The organism is Streptomyces bambusae (assembly GCF_020532645.1).
Taxonomy (GTDB): Bacteria; Actinomycetota; Actinomycetes; order Streptomycetales; family Streptomycetaceae; genus Streptomyces; species Streptomyces bambusae.
The window spans coordinates 147,264-161,518 of the sequence record NZ_JAJAUZ010000002.1 but is presented as its reverse complement, the minus strand read 5'-3'; the positions used below and the strand labels follow the sequence as shown (position 1 = coordinate 161,518).

At 72.3% G+C, this 14,255-nt stretch carries 21 protein-coding genes; 2 read left to right on the top strand and 19 right to left on the bottom strand.

What is annotated here, in order from left to right:
* Nucleotides 1-11: 11 nt before the first annotated feature.
* The 11 genes from LG634_RS02200 to LG634_RS02145 form a co-directional block, all read right to left on the bottom strand.
* Nucleotides 12-824 carry an SPDY domain-containing protein gene (locus LG634_RS02200; RefSeq protein WP_226731833.1) on the bottom strand — a complete coding sequence of 271 codons (813 nt, stop codon included), beginning with the start codon at nt 822-824 and terminating at the stop codon, nt 12-14.
* Entirely contained in the window at nt 821-1,198 is a 378-nt protein-coding gene (locus tag LG634_RS02195) for a hypothetical protein (RefSeq protein ID WP_226731832.1), read from the bottom strand. Before LG634_RS02195 ends, LG634_RS02200 begins: the two co-directional genes overlap by 4 nt.
* A gap of 280 nt (nt 1,199-1,478) precedes the next feature.
* On the bottom strand, nt 1,479-1,874 hold the full coding sequence (locus LG634_RS02190; RefSeq protein ID WP_226731831.1) for a hypothetical protein: 396 nt from the start codon (nt 1,872-1,874) through the stop codon (nt 1,479-1,481).
* A 33-nt stretch (nt 1,875-1,907) separates the two neighbouring features.
* Nucleotides 1,908-2,660, bottom strand: coding sequence for a hypothetical protein (locus LG634_RS02185; RefSeq protein ID WP_226731830.1), 753 nt, complete (start codon nt 2,658-2,660; stop codon nt 1,908-1,910).
* 116 nt (nt 2,661-2,776) lie between these two features.
* On the bottom strand, nt 2,777-3,526 hold the full coding sequence (locus LG634_RS02180) for a hypothetical protein (protein ID WP_226731829.1): 750 nt from the start codon (nt 3,524-3,526) through the stop codon (nt 2,777-2,779).
* Nucleotides 3,527-3,567: 41 nt separating this feature from the next.
* Entirely contained in the window at nt 3,568-4,275 is a 708-nt protein-coding gene (locus LG634_RS02175; RefSeq protein ID WP_226731828.1) for a hypothetical protein, read from the bottom strand.
* Nucleotides 4,276-4,297: 22 nt separating this feature from the next.
* Entirely contained in the window at nt 4,298-5,158 is an 861-nt protein-coding gene (locus LG634_RS02170; protein WP_226731827.1) for a hypothetical protein, read from the bottom strand.
* A complete protein-coding gene (locus LG634_RS02165; protein ID WP_226731826.1) occupies nt 5,155-5,574 on the bottom strand; it encodes a hypothetical protein in 420 nt (139 codons plus the stop codon). Before LG634_RS02165 ends, LG634_RS02170 begins: the two co-directional genes overlap by 4 nt.
* A 134-nt stretch (nt 5,575-5,708) precedes the next feature.
* On the bottom strand, nt 5,709-7,496 hold the full coding sequence (locus LG634_RS38130; protein ID WP_308072217.1) for an MFS transporter: 1,788 nt from the start codon (nt 7,494-7,496) through the stop codon (nt 5,709-5,711).
* On the bottom strand, nt 7,447-8,718 hold the full coding sequence (locus tag LG634_RS02150; RefSeq protein ID WP_226731825.1) for a hypothetical protein: 1,272 nt from the start codon (nt 8,716-8,718) through the stop codon (nt 7,447-7,449). Before LG634_RS02150 ends, LG634_RS38130 begins: the two co-directional genes overlap by 50 nt.
* 15 nt (nt 8,719-8,733) lie before the next feature.
* Nucleotides 8,734-9,558, bottom strand: a complete 825-nt coding sequence (locus LG634_RS02145; protein ID WP_226731824.1) for a hypothetical protein — start codon at nt 9,556-9,558, stop codon at nt 8,734-8,736.
* Here LG634_RS02145 and LG634_RS02140 point away from each other — a divergent pair.
* The gene (locus LG634_RS02140; protein WP_226731823.1) at nt 9,547-9,822 is read left to right on the top strand and encodes a hypothetical protein; all 276 of its coding nucleotides are present in this window, start codon (nt 9,547-9,549) and stop codon (nt 9,820-9,822) included. The genes LG634_RS02145 and LG634_RS02140 overlap by 12 nt on opposite strands.
* Here the strand turns inward: LG634_RS02140 and LG634_RS02135 are convergent.
* The 4 genes from LG634_RS02135 to LG634_RS02120 form a co-directional block, all read right to left on the bottom strand.
* Nucleotides 9,816-10,229: a hypothetical protein gene (locus LG634_RS02135; protein ID WP_226731822.1), complete on the bottom strand. Its 414-nt coding sequence runs from the start codon at nt 10,227-10,229 to the stop codon at nt 9,816-9,818. The two genes, LG634_RS02140 and LG634_RS02135, sit on opposite strands and share 7 nt — an antisense overlap.
* 16 nt (nt 10,230-10,245) lie before the next feature.
* Nucleotides 10,246-10,590: a hypothetical protein gene (locus tag LG634_RS02130; protein WP_226731821.1), complete on the bottom strand. Its 345-nt coding sequence runs from the start codon at nt 10,588-10,590 to the stop codon at nt 10,246-10,248.
* The gene (locus tag LG634_RS02125) at nt 10,587-10,883 is read right to left on the bottom strand and encodes a hypothetical protein (protein ID WP_226731820.1); all 297 of its coding nucleotides are present in this window, start codon (nt 10,881-10,883) and stop codon (nt 10,587-10,589) included. The genes LG634_RS02130 and LG634_RS02125 overlap by 4 nt, the downstream gene beginning before the upstream one ends.
* A 150-nt stretch (nt 10,884-11,033) precedes the next feature.
* The gene (locus LG634_RS02120) at nt 11,034-11,468 is read right to left on the bottom strand and encodes a hypothetical protein (RefSeq protein ID WP_226731819.1); all 435 of its coding nucleotides are present in this window, start codon (nt 11,466-11,468) and stop codon (nt 11,034-11,036) included.
* A gap of 297 nt (nt 11,469-11,765) precedes the next feature.
* On the opposite strand from LG634_RS02120, the gene LG634_RS02115 reads away from it, so the two are divergent.
* Nucleotides 11,766-12,041 (top strand): hypothetical protein, encoded by a 276-nt coding sequence (locus tag LG634_RS02115; protein WP_226731818.1) that lies wholly within the window; start codon nt 11,766-11,768, stop codon nt 12,039-12,041.
* Nucleotides 12,042-12,120: 79 nt separating this feature from the next.
* Here LG634_RS02115 and LG634_RS02110 read toward each other — a convergent pair whose 3' ends face one another.
* The 4 genes from LG634_RS02110 to LG634_RS02095 are packed head-to-tail and all read right to left on the bottom strand — an operon-like array spanning nt 12,121 to nt 14,244.
* A complete protein-coding gene (locus LG634_RS02110; protein WP_226731817.1) occupies nt 12,121-12,372 on the bottom strand; it encodes a hypothetical protein in 252 nt (83 codons plus the stop codon).
* Nucleotides 12,373-12,399: 27 nt separating this feature from the next.
* On the bottom strand, nt 12,400-12,990 hold the full coding sequence (locus LG634_RS02105) for a hypothetical protein (protein ID WP_226731816.1): 591 nt from the start codon (nt 12,988-12,990) through the stop codon (nt 12,400-12,402).
* Entirely contained in the window at nt 12,956-13,465 is a 510-nt protein-coding gene (locus tag LG634_RS02100; protein WP_226731815.1) for a hypothetical protein, read from the bottom strand. Before LG634_RS02100 ends, LG634_RS02105 begins: the two co-directional genes overlap by 35 nt.
* Nucleotides 13,462-14,244 carry a ParB/RepB/Spo0J family partition protein gene (locus LG634_RS02095; RefSeq protein ID WP_226731814.1) on the bottom strand — a complete coding sequence of 261 codons (783 nt, stop codon included), beginning with the start codon at nt 14,242-14,244 and terminating at the stop codon, nt 13,462-13,464. Before LG634_RS02095 ends, LG634_RS02100 begins: the two co-directional genes overlap by 4 nt.
* Nucleotides 14,245-14,255 lie beyond the last annotated feature (11 nt).

Genomic DNA, 14,255 nt, shown 5'->3' with positions numbered 1-14,255 from the left:
CCCTTCCCTGGTTATCGGCGGCCACGAGAACCTGCTGCCGCGTACGGGCTGGTGGTGGGGGTGTGCTTGCGGGGGCGGGCGGCGGCCCAGGAGTTGCGGGCCCAGGTCGCGGCGCGGGCCGCGGTGATCCGGGCCTGCTGCCACGCACCGAGCTCGGAGGGCCGGACCGACACGGACGTGGTCTTGATCCACTTGGTTGCGGGGACGTGTCCGCGCGGTCGCATCACCGGGGTCGGGTCGGCGAGCGCTGCTGAGAAGCCCTGGACGAGGTGCAGGGGCGTGGTGGAGGTGAAGACCGCGTCCCATGCGCGTCCGTGCTCGGTGCGGGCGCCGGCCCACCAGTGGGCCTGGCCAGGTTCGTTCTGGTGGTACTGCACCCAGGCGTTGCGGTCCGGGGAGACGGCGGTGAAGTGCTGTCCGCGTTCGGTCTCCCAGCCGTGCTCCTCGAGCGGGGCCCACACGTTGGGGGCGTGCGCGGAGCGCGGTTTGGTCAGGCTGTCGGTCAGGCCGGCGACGATCTCGACGGGCACGGCCATGGTGAACGTGGCGTGCCAGGCCGCCTGGTGTTCGCCGACCGCTTGCCCGGAGACGGTCCAGCCGCCGGGCATCGTGGTGGGGTCGTAGCCGATGCGCACGGTGCGGTCGGGGCTCTCGAAGACGTACGGCCCGCCACTGCGGGTGTGGTCGCTCCAGCCGGAGGCGCGCAGGTACTCGGCGATGTAGCGGGGGTCGCCGCCGCCGCCGAGGTGTCGGGGTTCGATCAGGTAGTGCTGTTCCGGCTGGTCGGCGGACGGGCCCCAGCCGGTCCACTGCTGCTTCTTCACCGGTGCCTCCGCGCGACGAGGGCGGATGCGACCGGCCGGGCTGTGGCGGTTGCCGGGGTCTGGGTGAGTCGGTGGATGTCTTCGGTGTGTTCGGCGAGGTCACCGCATATGGCGTCGAGATCGTTCGAGGCGCGGCCGAGGGCGAGCCACACCTCCGGCGGCAGAGCTCCGGAGGTGGCGCGGTCCTTGACGAAGCGGGATCCGGCGGCGACCAGCCCGGTAATCCCGTCGAGGACACCGTCGGGTGCCAGGACGTGTCCGAGGATCTGGGCGGCCTGCCGAGGCGGCGCGACGGCAAGGTGGTCAGTGAGTCGGCTGATCTGCTGGGCGATGTGCCGTGCCAGCAGTACGGGATCGGGGGTCGGGTCTGTCATGGTCCTCCCGGTTGTTGTCAGGGGCGAGGGGATCGGTGCCGGGATTCATCCAGCGCGCCGAGGGGTCCGGTGGCGCGTACGTGGTGGCGGCCGGCGCTAGTGGCGGTCACGGCGCGCAGGTAGCGGCGCATCAGGAAAACGGCCAGGCGCGGACGGCGGTCTGCCGTGATCGGCGCGGGAAGCCGCGAGGGGTTGGGGATCGTGGATGCTCCGGTGGGTGAGGTGGGGGCCCGGCCCGGCCCCGCCGGGCCGGGCCGGACACTTGGCTGAGAACTGGGGGTCAGCGGGTACGGCCTGGGTGGGGGCCTGCCGGCCCCGGGGGCGGAAGGGCCGGCGCTCCCGCGGACTGGGCCTGGGCGGCGCGGTGCTCGCGGAGGTTCTGCGCCCAGGCGGTCACGTCGTAGACGTCGGGGTCGATGTTGACCTTGTAGTCGGCGATCAGCAGCGGGAGCACGGCGCGGGTGACGAGCTGCTTCTGTGCGGCCTCGCTCAGTCCCTGGGGGGTTTCGTACCAGGTGTAGATGGCCTCGGTCTTGCGCTCCAGACCGGCGCTGTCGAGGAGGGCTAAGAGTTCTTCGGGAGCGTCGGTGCGGCTGACGATGTGGATGGCGTCGGGGGTGAAGGCCCGGCGGTAGATCTCGACGTCGGTGCCGGATTCATCGGCGAGATTGCCCAAGGCGGGGACTCCTTCAAGGCGGCGGGGTTGGGGTCAGCGGCCTGGTGCGGCCAAGGCCGGCCGGGTCGGGCGGGGGGCGGGCTGCGTCGCGGGAGTGGCGGCCGGGGCGGGGCGCACCGTGACACCGACGCCGATCCGGGCCAGGTGCTGAGCGGCCATGTCGATGCGGGCGATCTGCTCGCGGTCGCCCAGGGAGGCGGGCAGCAGGAACATCCGCTGGTAGGGGTGGAATTGGAACCCGGCGCCGTACAGGGCGGAGGTGGCGTCGCGGACGCCGGTGACGGCGCCGACCACGCCGTCCGGATACCAGGCGATGCTCACCATTCCGGCGATCACGGGTGGTGCCGGCCGCCGCGGCGGAGGGTGCGCTGTGTTGTGCCGGACCTGGCGCAGGGCGGCCTCGTAGCGGGGCAGCAGACGGCGGGCGACCTGGGCGGCGGCTCGGGCGGGGTCGACGGGGACGCTGATGCCGCCTGGTTCGGCCACGCCGTGGAAGGCGTCGTGGTGGGCCTCCGGCTCCAGGGCGGCGACCATGAACTGGCGGGGGCGCAGGGGCCGGTCGAAGAGCAGCAGGCGTGCGCCGTCGGGCCGTGCGAGCACGGCCTGGTGGCCAAGGACGAAGTTGGACGCGGCGTATCCGACGGCGCCGGCGTCCCAGACTGCCGCGGTGGTGGGGAGCTGGTCGGCGTAGGCGGGGTTGCGGCTGTAGGCGGTGGTCCAGGTGCCGGGCAGCCGGGTGGCGAGGGCGTCGGCGTAGGCGGCCAGGTCGGGGCGTGCGGGGGGCATGGGCTCCTCGGGCGGGAGGGAAGGATGCGGCGGGTGCCCAGGGCATCAGCGGGTGCGAGGGGAACCCACCGCCGCGATCAGGTTCGTGCGGGGGTCCGGCGAGCCGTCGGGCTCCTTCACCGGGACCGGGCCTTGCCCGCTGCGTGCTGGCGTGGGACCGGGACGGGCGTGGTGTCCACGGTGGTGATGGGCGTGGGGCGGCGCAGGGCGACGCCGATGCCGAGGGCGGCGAGCTGGGTGCCGGCGGTGCGTACGTGGCGGGCCTGGACGGCGGTGTCGTCACCGGAGAGGACGTACGCCTGCCGGTCTGGGTCGTGGACGAACCCGTTGGCGGCCAGGATCCCGGCGGCCTTATCGCTGGTGGCCGCGGCGGTGAGGGCGCCGTCCTCGGTCCAGGTCATCTCGACGGTGTGCGGCCCGGCCGCGGTGGCTGTGAGGCGGGCGGCGTTGTCGCGGACGTGGGCGAGGGCGGTTTCGTGGCGGGGCAGGAGGCGGGTGGTGATGGCGTCGGCGGCCTGCTCGGGGTCGTCGGATATCGCGATGCCGTCCGGTTCGGGTACGCCGCGGAAGGCTTCGGCGGCCGTGTCCGCAGGGGCCATGGCGGCGATGAGGAAGGTGTCCTCGTGGCGGGGGTGGTCCATGAGGAACAGACGCAGGCCGTCGTCCCGGGTCAGGATGGCGTCGTGGGTGAGGGCGGTGGTGGCGACGGCTTCGGCGATCTGGTTCATGTCCCACACGTCGGCGGTGAGGAAGACCTGGTCGTCGTGGGCGGTGTGCCGGCGGAGCTGGTGGGTCCAGGTGCCGGGCAGGAGCTGGGTGAGGATCGCGGCGAAGGCACCGAGCTCTTCGTGGTGGTGGGCGGGCATGGATTCCTCAAGTCGGGGCGGGCCGGGGCGGGATGGTGTGGTCAGCGGTGTCGGCCGACGGGGGCGGGCGGCGGCGCGGCCGGTGCGGAGGGCAGCGGGGTGGTGACCGGGGCGGGGCAGGGGCAGACGGTTGACGCCTCGGTCTCGCCGGGGCCGACCTCGCCGGTGCAGGGGCGGCGGTGGGGGTGCGGGGTGTTCCGGTCGGCGAGTTCGTTGCGTGTGGCGCGCAGGTCGGCGTCGACGGCGGCGAGCCGCTCCCCTGACAGGTAGCGCAGCCGCTGCGCGGTGTAGGCGTCGGCCGGGCCGCCGAGGTGCTCGTAGAAGTCGGCAGCGGCGGCAAGGACTTCGGCCAGGGCCGGCAGGATGCCGTCGTGGTCGGCGGTCAGCTCGGTCAGCACGGCCGCGAGGTCTTCGGTGGATTCGGCTTCGCGGATACGGGCGGCGAGGTGCGCGACCTGGGCGCCGAGGGGCAGGTAGTACGGCTCACGGTGTTCGGTGGCGAAAGCGCTGTCCGCCTCGATGTGGTAGCCGACTGCCTCTAGGCGGGCCACGGCGCGCGTGGCCAGGCGTTCTTCCTCGGACCGGTCGAGGTTCTTCGGCAGCCGGTGGTAGCGGTCGTGGTAGCGGATGACGGGGACGAAGCCGGTGCGCTCAAGGATGCTGCGGGCGACGGCGTCGCCGCCGCGGGCGAGGACTTCACCGGAGCGCGGGTCACGCCGCAGGGCGAGGTGGCGTTCGGCCAGGGGCAAACAGGCTCCCTTCGAAGGTGGTTCAGCGGGATCGCCGTGCCGCGTGGGCGGGGCGCCGGGTGGAGCGGACCACGGCGTTGCGCAGCAGTGCGGGCGGGTCGGCCAGCGTCTCGGAGGTGCCTTCGAGGTCGTGGAGCAGCCCGTACAGACGCCCGGCTGCCCACTCCAGCTGGTGCGCGCCGCGCCGGGCGTACACCTCGGGCCGTGTCGCCAGCTGGTGGGCGGCTTGTTCGGCCAGGCGCCGGGCCTGGGCAAGGCTGCCGTTCACCTCGTCGGTGAGGGCGCGGATCTGCTCGGCGATCTGAGCGGGCGTGGCTTCCGCGGCGACCAGGGGGTCGGCGATCACCTGGTCCTCGCGGGCGGCCGGGGGCCGGGCGGGAATGAGGTCGAACTCGGACTCGAGGATCCGGGCCTGCCGGGCGAGTTCCTCGGCCAGCCGCCTTGGGGTGCGGGCGAGGGTCCCGTCCTCGCGGACCAGGCTGGCGATCACATCCAGTCGCCCGTGCCGGAACTGGAGAGCAATCCACCGACACGGCTCGCCGTCCGCAGGCGCGGCCAGGGCTGCGGTGCGGGCGAGCCGGTGGGCGATCTCCGACCACTGCGCCGGGGCGAGCGGCCGGTCCATGCGGTGCAACCGGACGCTGAAATGAAGGAAAAGCGGCGAATCGCCCGCCTCGGAGCGCGGTTGTGCCTGGCTGAGGTGCGCGGCCCATTGGAACTCGCTCCATGCCTCCCGCTCGGCGAACCCGGAGCGCGGGTCCAGCCGGTCCCAGGACGCCACGATGCGGTGGCTGAGTTCGCGGGTGAAGCTGACTGGACGCTCCAGCGCGTTGCCCAGCGCGGCCGTAGCGGCGTGCTGCCGGCGGTGCAGGCGGGCGATCACCGGGCGCTCCGCTGGTCTGCGGTGTGGACCAGCTGGTTGCGGTCCGTGATGGAGTACCAGCCTCCGTCCAGGGGCTTGTCCCCGTCGGCCTTCGGCAGCAGGTAGTCCCGCAGGGCGCGCTGGTAGATCAGGCAGTCCGGGCAGCGCTTGGAGAGGTGGACGAGGTAGCGGGGGTGTGCGGTGATGAAGGACAGCGCGCCACCGTTGGGGTCGCGCAGCCGCCATCCGTCCTCCTCGGTGGGGGTGTGCCAGGACGGGGTGACCACCGTCATCGCGTCGCCCCACAGTTCACCGTCCGCGACGCCCTTGATCACCACGATCTGGTCGCCCGGGGAGAAGTGGGCATGGGTGACGTCCCGGTCGGGGGTGATGGTGTCGGCGGGTATGCACGCGTCACGGGAGACGGCTTCGGGCACGGCAAAATCCTCTCTGCGAAGAGCACGGCTGGCGGTGGGGCCAGCACTTTCAATGGTCTGGAGGATCCCCGGTTTGGCTAACCGGGGATCGTCCGCTATATATGTCCGCCCCTGTCGTCGCCTCGGCGCGGCGCTTACCGGAACGGGTTCTCCGTGCCGCGGTCCGCTTCGCCTGCTGCGTCGAGCAGTTCCGGCAGGTCGGTGCCCTCGGCTTCCCGCTGGTCGATCCACCACCCGGCCCGAGTGACCGTGCGGACCTTCTCCTCCAGTACGGCCCAGTCCGCCTCGTCCCAGGTCCCTTCGGTGACCAGCGCGGTGTAGGCGGCGGTCGCCAGCTGGTAGCGGGAGCGCTCGCCCCACTCCAGGGCACGCTCGGGGCCCTCCAGGGGCGGCATGTCGAACTGTTCGGTCCATGCCTTCGCGGCGGCCTGCTCCTCGGCGCGGCGCGCGGCCAGCCACTCCTGCTTGGCGGCGCTGTCGCCGTCGCGGGCGGCCTTCCAGCAGTCGGTGCAGTCGCGGCCTGCGAGCCAGCGTGCGAAGGACGCCCGGCGGTCGGCGGGGCGGTCGGACAGGTCGTGGGTGACTTCGTGTCCACAGCTGTGGACGATCTTCCATGCGGTGCGTACAGCCATAGGGGTATCTCCTTCGGACGTATGGGAGTTCGAGTGCGAGCGGGGGGTGGGTCGTGGGCGGCGGTGGCGTCCGGGTCGGCGTCCGGGCCCGAGCTTCGGGCGGGCCAGGAGCAGGACGAGCAGGGCGGTGGCGGCTCCCGCTGCGGGCAGTGCGGCGAGCGTCTGCGGGTGGTCGGCGAGGGTTCCGGCGAGGGCGGTGCCGGCGGCCTGGCCGACGCCGACGGACAGGATCAGCCACGCGTACGCCTCGGTGGTGCGGGAGGCGGGGGCGAGAGTGTCCACGGTGTGGAATCCGCAGGTGATGACCAGGGCGAGGAACAGTCCCGGCAGGAGGGCGAGCCCGATCGCGGTGCGGGGGCCGGGCTGGGCCAACAGGGGCAGCCAGCCCAGGAGGAACAGCGCGCTGGTGGCCAGGAGCTGGGTGGTGGTCGTGCCGGGCCAGGCCCGGCGCGCGTAGATCAGGCCGCCGAGGAAGGACCCGGTGGAGAACGCCGCGGGCAGCACCCCGGACAGCAGGGGCTGGTGGTGGGTGGTGGCCATGCCGACGGCCCACACGTTCATCGCGCCGAGGGTGAAGCCGGTCCCGGCGAGCGCCAGGAACAGCAGGACGAGGGCAGTGTTCATCAGCCGCCCGCTGCCCGCCGCCCCGCCGTCCGGGGCGGCTGGGCGCCAGGTCCGCGACGGGGCGGCGGTCAGCACCACGACGGTGCCGGCCAGGCCCAGTACGGCGGTCACGGCCAGCGCGGCATCGGGTTCGTACGTGGTGGCCAGCCAGGAGGCGAGCAGGGGGCCCGCGATGTAGAGCAGCCCCTGGGAGCCGGTGTCGAGGGCCTGGACGACGCGACGCTGTCCGGGGTCGATGAGCACGCTCGGCCACAGGGCCCGCAGCCCGGCCTCCAAAGGCGGCGTGAAGACCCCCGCCACGCCGACCACCGCAGTGACGGCGGCCGGGTGCCCGCCCGCCCCGATCCAGGTGAGGGCGAGCAGACAGCCGGAGTTGACCAGGACCGCCGGGGCCGAGACACGGGTCTGCCCGTACCGGTCCATGAGCCTGCCCTTGACCGGCTGGGACAGCCCCGACGCCAGCCCGTACAGGGCAGCGAGCATCCCGGCGAAGGCCAGGCTCCCCCCAGCTGCGGTGATCCACAGGACGAGGGACACGGGGACCATGCCGTTGGGCAGGCGCCCGGTCAGGGTGCCGGCGAGAAGGCGGGCGACGTGCCGGCTGCCGAGAACGGCACTATACGTGGCGGGAGGCGGCGTTGCGGTCGGGGTGGCGGCCAGGGTCAACAGGGCAGGGCTTTCCGTCAGATGGCGTACGAGGTGAGGTGGAAGAGCTGGGCCAGGCCGCTACCGGCGTTGGGCGGGCATCGCGTTCGCCGGCGGCGTGGCCGGCAGCGGCGTGGTGGTCAGCGCCGGTGTGGTCGGCGCCTTGAGGTGGCGGGGGGGCCGGGGTGCGATGCGGGGGCAGGACGGCGACGGCGGCGTCCATGTCGTAGCCGACGAGGCGCAGTTCGTGGCCGAGCTGCCGGGTCTGGGCGCCGAGCATCCGCAGGCGGGCAGCGAGGTCGTGGCCGGCGCGGGTGTCCATGGCGCTCGCCCAGGCCGAACAGGTGTCGAGGAACGCGGTGAGCTCGCCGAGGTGCCCGCCCTCGACCGGGTGCTCGGTGACGTAGGAGATCGCCTCGGCGACCTCGCCGCTATGACGGGCTGCGGCCACGTCGCGGGTCAGGTCGGCCAGGGACGGCACCTGCGTGTCCCGTACGGTGGGCGGCCCGGCCGGGTACAGCACGCCGGGCGGGACCGCGGGCGGCAGGTGGGCGATGGCGTCGTCGTGGCTGTCGTAGTGCCCGATCACCTGCATGCCGGGGCTGTCGATGTCCCCGGACAGGACCAGGACGATCTCCTCGTCGGGGTCTTCGGGGTGCAGGGCGGTGGCCACGGTGATCTGCTGGCCCGCGGCGTCGTAGCGGGACTCCATGGGCTGGAGCAGGCCCCGCAGGCGGGCCGAGCGGGCGTGCGCGGTCCACAGCTCCTCCTCGTGCGCGCTCAGGAGGCGGTTCGTGTGCGGCTGTTGGGGCTGGAGGGAGAGGTCGCGCAGCAGGGTGGCGCGTTCGCCCCAGGTCTGCAGGTACGGCCACAGCCGGTCACCGAGTCCGTCGGTGATGTTGGCGGGGCGTGATGCCTGGTTGGCGGCGTGCGCGAGGTCGTCCAGCCGCAGCCGCCATCCGGGGTGGTGGTGGGCGGGCGGCATGGCGTCGATACCGGCGCGAGCGGACTCCAGCAGCACGGGAACGTGAGGCAGTAGTCGCTTGAAGGCCTCGGCGAGATCGCGGACGCGTCCCTCGAAGGCGGCGCCCGGGACGGTGATCAGCCCGTACGCGCTGCGCGGGTCCTTCTGGGAGTTTTCGAGGCGCAGCCGTATCGACGAATAGTGGGCGGCGTAGCCGGTCAGGGAGTCGACCGCCTGATGCAGTTGTGGGGTCGGGTCCGGGCGAGAGGTGATGGGCACTCCAGGGAGGCGGGGCTATCGGCGGCTCGGGACGGCCCCGGAACGCGGCGGCAGGACAGCGGGAAGAGCACCCGCAACGGCCGGAGACCGGCCGGACACGGCGGCAGCGGGCCCTGGGATGAGCGCCGGGTGGGCCGTGCGGGCCAGGCTGACCAGCTCGCCGCCTTCCATCAGCCACAGCGCCAGCGGATCGACAGAGGGCACGGCCGCAAGGCTGTCCGGGTCGCTGCCAGACGGATGGGTTCCGAAGGCGGAGTCCATACGGTCCAGGAACACCGCCTCCTGCCTGCCGAACGTGCCGGGGGCGGCTTGCCGCAGGGCGGCGATGAGGTCAGGGGCGTGGGTGGCGAAGCGGGCGAAGGCGGCGGCCAGGTCCGGCTGCGGCGGACTCTGCACAGTGCCGGACTCGAACGCCTCCTGCGCCCATGCGAGATCATCGGACAGGTGGTTGAGGTGGGACTGCAGGACGGCCCGGCGGTAGTCGGCCAGTAGCACGGAGGCGACCCGGCGCGCTGCGGTGACAGCGGAAGGCTGCACGGTGATGCTGCGAGGCGGGACTACCTCCTCGTCCAGGTACATGTCCCTGGGGGCGAGCGCGCCGACGTGGTAGAGGCTGTCGCGCGGGGCCTGGACAACGGAGAGTTCGGTTCCGGTGTCGCTGCGCAGCACGGCTGCCCAAGGCACCCGGTACTTCTCCACGGTGTGCAGCAGAGGGCCGTAGAACTTCGCGTCCGGCCGGGGGCTGGTGTCCCACAGGTAGGCCGCCAGGTCCTCCTGCCACACCGGCAGGGAGTAGTTTTCGACCTTCACGCTCCACTGGCCGGGCAGGTGCTCAGCCATGTCCCGGGCGAAGTCGCCGACATAGGGCTGGTGGGTGGCGGTGACCTTGATCTGGCAGGCGCGGGCGAGCTCGTGGACGTCGGTCAGGGCCGCGCGGATCCGGGGGAGGTCGGCCAGGGGCAGGGCGTAGTTGCCGTCACCCTCCTTGGCGAATCCTGCAACCAGCAGGATCTTGCGGGCCCAGCGCCAGTTGTCGCCGGTGACCAGGGCGACGATGCCGTCGTGCTTGCTGGTGAACAGGGTGATCTCGGCCGAGTTCAGTGAGGTGTCCTTCCAGGGGAGGGGGCGGTGGGTGCCTGGCCGGGCCAGGTGGCGGCGAGGTGGCCGACGCCGAGCTGGTGAAGGAGCCGGTCGGTGACGTCGAGGAGGTCACTGGTGCGCTCGTAGCGCTCGCCGAGCCGGGCGTGGCCGTGCTCGCGGCACCAGGTGCCGGCGGTGAGCAGGAAGTCCCGCAGGGCCAGCAGCGTGCTGTCGTGGGTGCCGGTCACGGTGTCGACGAGGACGTGGAACTGGGCGGGTGTCTCGGCCTCGGCCAGCCGGCGTGTCCAGTCCCGCAGGGCGTCGGCGGGATCGGACAGTTCCGGCAGGTCAAGGAACGATCCAGCCTCCGTGCGGGCCTGGCGCCGCAGCTCGCTGGGCGAGGGCAGGCCGGGCTGGGGGGTGGTGGTCATGGGAAGGTCCTGGTGGTCAGCGGGTACGAGGCACCGCGGCGGGCACAGCCGGTACCGGGATGGGGCCGGCGCCCTGGCGCGGGCTGTTCGGTACGGGACGGCCGCCGGGGGTCAGGGCAGGGTCGAAGCGGATCGCGTAGCGGGCCGCGCGGAGCATCTCGGCTGCGTAGAAGGCGTGTTCGTCCTCCCACGCCTCGCCCATGTCGAAGGGGAGCCGGTGCCAGGTGCCGCTGAGGGTGGGCTGCCGGATGAACCCGGCACGGTCCAGCAGGGCGGAGGCGAGCGCGTCGATGGGGCCCTCGGCCTCGACCTGCCCGCCCCAGCCGCGCGTGATGGAGATGATCGCGGTGTCCTTCGTCAACGGCTTCGCCCCGGCCCGGTGGCTGTCGGTGTGTTCGCCGGCCGCCCGGTGGCGGCAGCGGGCGCGGGGCGGGCGGGCGCGGCGGGCCGGTCTTGCGGGGAGCGGACGGCTGCGGCCTGCGCCACGATGGTGCGGTACCACGCCCGCGGATCGGGCGCCGGGGCCGCCTGTGTGGTGTTGGCGGGATCGAGGGAGTAGTCGGCGTGGACCGGGTATCCGCTGGCGCGCAGACTGGCGACGGCCTCGCGGGTGCGCCGAGCACCGTCGTGGCCGGGGGTGCTCAGCAGGTACACGCCGTGCAGGCCATAGAGCGGCTGGAAGCCGAGGCGGGTGAGATACCACTGGCTGATGTGGTGGGGGATGCAGGTGGAGGAGGCGACGTACCCGTACTGCGGGTGCGTGCCGAGAACGAACTGGCCGGACAGAGGCGGACTCCTTACGGGTCAGCGGCGTGCGGGGTGCGGGGTTGCCGCCCCGGCGGCGGGCAGCACGGCGGTGGTGGCCAGCTTCGGAGCGGGCAAGAGCGGTCGGCCGGGGACCGGTCCGGTCGGCTGCCACAGCGCCGGGTGGTCGCTGAACCGGGTGCGGGGGTCGGTCGCCCATCCGACGACGGGGCCGTGCTGTTCTTCGCGGAGGCTGATGACTTCAATGCCTTGTTCGTGGAGGACGTAGCCCCAGTCCAGGCCGGATGCCTGCCCATTTCGGACAGTCGCGCGGGTGGGGGGTGATCCGTCGGGGGTGATGACGTCGAGGTGGTCGCTGGAGTACCGCTCACCTCGGGTGAGGGCGGTGATCAGCTCGTCGGGGGCGCCGTCGAGGAGGTCGGTGCCGAGCGCGGACCAGCCGACGGGGACATCGTCGATCAGGTGGCGGGTCATGGCGTCGAGGCTGCCGGCGAAGCGGTACTGGTAGGCGGCCAGCAGGAGGGGCAGGTGGTGGCTGGGGTAGCCGTCCCAGTGGACGTAGATGCCCTCGTAGCTGCCGGGTTCAGTGGGGCGGGCGATGAAGGAGCGGGTGGCCAGGGGATCCTCCGGGAGGAAGTGGGTGGGTGGTGGTCAGCGGGAGCGGCCAGGTATGGGCCGGGTGATGCCGACGGGCACGGCGGAGCCGAGGGAACGCGGGGCGCGCACGGGTGAGGGTGTGGGGGCGAGGGCTGTCATGCGCTCGGTGGCGTCGTGCAGGGTCTCGCCGATGTCGCGGAGTTGGGCGGCGGCTTCCTCGAAGTCGGCGCCGAGGTCGAAGGAGTCGTCGTCCTCGGACTCCTTCGCTTTCTCCCCGGCTGCTTCGAAGAAGTCGGCGAGACGGGCCAGCAGCCCGTCGGCGGGGTCGAGGATCTGGTCAACGAGAGCGGCGGCACGGTTAAGGTCCGGGGCGCCGCTCAGGCGATCAGTGAGGTCGAGCAGCAGCAGGCCGTAGGCGTAGGGGCCGTCCGGATCGGAAGGGGTGGTTAGGTTCGGCGGGCTCGGGGCCGCGGGAGCGGGCGTGGACGGTGTGGGCAGAGGGTGGCTCCGGGTTGGTCGGCCGGGCGGGTCAGACGCCCGTCTGCTGGTGGTGGAAGTGGGCGACCGGATGGCCGAGTGCGGTGAGGGCGTGGACGGCCTGGTGCACCAGATGCTCCTGCTGGTCGCCGGGAAGTTCCGACGGTGCGACGTAGGCCTTCAGGCGGGGGCAGTAGGAGAAGCCGCGCCCCCACAGCAGGCGGTGGACGGGGTCGGTGCGCGGGTGGGTCATGGGTGCGGCAGTGTGGGCTCCGACGTGGATGCTCACGGGGTGGTGCAGCATGTGCGTGCTGCCTCCTGTCTGGGGGTTCTAGCGGCGGGGCGCTGTGGGGCTGGATGCGGGGTTCGGCGGAGGCGCCGGTGGCTGCTGTCCGGGGTGGCTGCCCGGTCGGGCTGGGGTGTCGTACTCCTGGCGGAGGGTGGTCTCGATGGCGCGAGCGGCCTCGCCCATGGAGGCCAGCAGACCGCTCGCGGCTCTCCACGCCGCCGTGCGTGGGGAGTCGGCCGAGGACGGGGCGTTGTACTCGTAGCGGTGGCCGGCGGCGAGGAGGTAGTCGCTGAGGGCTCCGACGAACGCTTCGGAGGCGTTGAGCACGGCGCTGGTGACGACGGCGGCCTCGACGGGGGTGGCGGACTCGTCCAGGGCCTTCAGGTAAGGGCGAAGGTCGGGTGCGTCAAGGGGCGGTTCCGGGAAGCGGTGGCGGGCCAGGAATCCGGCGGCATCCCTGCGCGCCCACCGGTCCAGGTCAGCCGCGGTTGCAGACCCGGTGGCGTGGGAGTGGATCTGCTCGGCGTCGCGGCCGGCGTTGTCGTACAGCTCGAAGTCGGGGTTCAGGGCAGGGGCTTTCTGGTCCGGTGTGCGGGCGTTACGCGGCCCAGTCGTCTTCGACGTCGAGGTCATCGAAGGAGACGTGCTGGTAGTCGAAGACCGCTGCTTCCTGGGGAGCGAGGCGTTCGAAGGTCGGGTTCTGCCGGAACGCGTCGGTGCGCTCGAAGACGTACCTCTGCTTCGCCCCGTCCGCTGTGATCGTCCGGATCGTGTTCTGGGCGGCGACACGGCCCCACGCGGTCATGTGGGTGAACGTGGCATCCTTCATCCACACCCAGACCCCATGGCCGAGCTTCATGATGCTGTCCGGGTGGTAGAGCCCGCCGGTGGTCCGGTTGCGACGGGGGCTGCGGCGCTCGCCGAGATCGCGCAGCGCGCCTTGTGCCGCTTTCCTGAGCAGGACGCTGTGCAGGTCCGGATGCTTGTCCAGCTTCCCGCAGAGGATGTCGAGCATGTCGTTGGTGTGCATGCGGCCGATGTCGGTGGTTGCCTCATGAGCCGCGTCGAGGGCGAGCTGGCGCAGCTTCGGGTCGGAGATACGCTTCACGGCAGGTCACGCTCCTTCCACACGGTCGCCATCTCGGCGAGCGCCTCGGTGGCGTATGCGATCACTTCGCGGGTGACAGTGCGGCCCGGCAGCGCGAGTTCGGGGTCGTACTGGTTGAAGGTGCGGCTGCCGGGGATCTGAGCGAGAGCCGGCACGATCTCGCACAGCAGTTGCGTGGCTACCCGGCGCTGGCGTACCTCTTCCTCCAAGCGGGCCTTGTGCTCCGCCCAGGCGCCCTGGATGGTCAGTTCGCCTTCCACCACCCGGTCGGCAAGCTCGGGGTCCTCCTTACGCAGCCGAGCGAGCTGTGATTCGTGGGAGTCGGCTTGCGCCTTGCGCTCGCGAGCGGTCGCATAAGCGTCGTCCAGCGATACGACGCCGGAGATCACGCGGTCGATGAGATCTGAGGCGTGGCGCAGGACGGTGCGGGCCTGTCCGATCCGGGCGAGGGAGACCCCAGCCTGTTCAGAAACTGAACGGGCCGTCTGTTCAGTCTCTGAACGGCCTGGATGTTCAGAAACTGAACAGGCTGTGGCGGCGATCATGGCGAGCTGCCCCTTGGTCAGGTGGCGCCGGCGGCTGTTGACCGCCAGGGAGTAGGCCCGGGGGTCGTCGCCGTCGTAGCTGGTGAATGCCGCTTCAGTACCTGTGAGTTCGCAGGCCCGCAGGCGGCTTCTGCCGTCGAGGACGCGGCCGGCGGGGTCAAGAACGATGGGGTGGAGCAGGCCGAGTTCGCGAATGCTGTCGGCAAGGGCCTGGAGTTCCTCTTCATCGAGCATGGGGAAGAGGG

What these genes read in the sequence shown, in the direction of transcription:
- LG634_RS02135 (WP_226731822.1), bottom strand. Translation starts at nt 10,229, where the DNA reads ATGACCACCACCCCCCAGCCCGGCCTGCCCTCGCCCAGCGAGCTGCGG.
- LG634_RS02110 (WP_226731817.1), bottom strand. Translation starts at nt 12,372, where the DNA reads ATGCTGCACCACCCCGTGAGCATCCACGTCGGAGCCCACACTGCCGCA.
- LG634_RS02105 (WP_226731816.1), bottom strand. Translation starts at nt 12,990, where the DNA reads ATGACCTCGACGTCGAAGACGACTGGGCCGCGTAACGCCCGCACACCG.
- LG634_RS02145 (WP_226731824.1), bottom strand. Translation starts at nt 9,558, where the DNA reads ATGGCTGAGCACCTGCCCGGCCAGTGGAGCGTGAAGGTCGAAAACTAC.
- LG634_RS02195 (WP_226731832.1), bottom strand. Translation starts at nt 1,198, where the DNA reads ATGACAGACCCGACCCCCGATCCCGTACTGCTGGCACGGCACATCGCC.
- LG634_RS02120 (WP_226731819.1), bottom strand. Translation starts at nt 11,468, where the DNA reads ATGACCCGCCACCTGATCGACGATGTCCCCGTCGGCTGGTCCGCGCTC.
- LG634_RS02095 (WP_226731814.1), bottom strand. Translation starts at nt 14,244, where the DNA reads ATGCTCGATGAAGAGGAACTCCAGGCCCTTGCCGACAGCATTCGCGAA.
- LG634_RS02185 (WP_226731830.1), bottom strand. Translation starts at nt 2,660, where the DNA reads ATGCCCCCCGCACGCCCCGACCTGGCCGCCTACGCCGACGCCCTCGCC.
- LG634_RS02180 (WP_226731829.1), bottom strand. Translation starts at nt 3,526, where the DNA reads ATGCCCGCCCACCACCACGAAGAGCTCGGTGCCTTCGCCGCGATCCTC.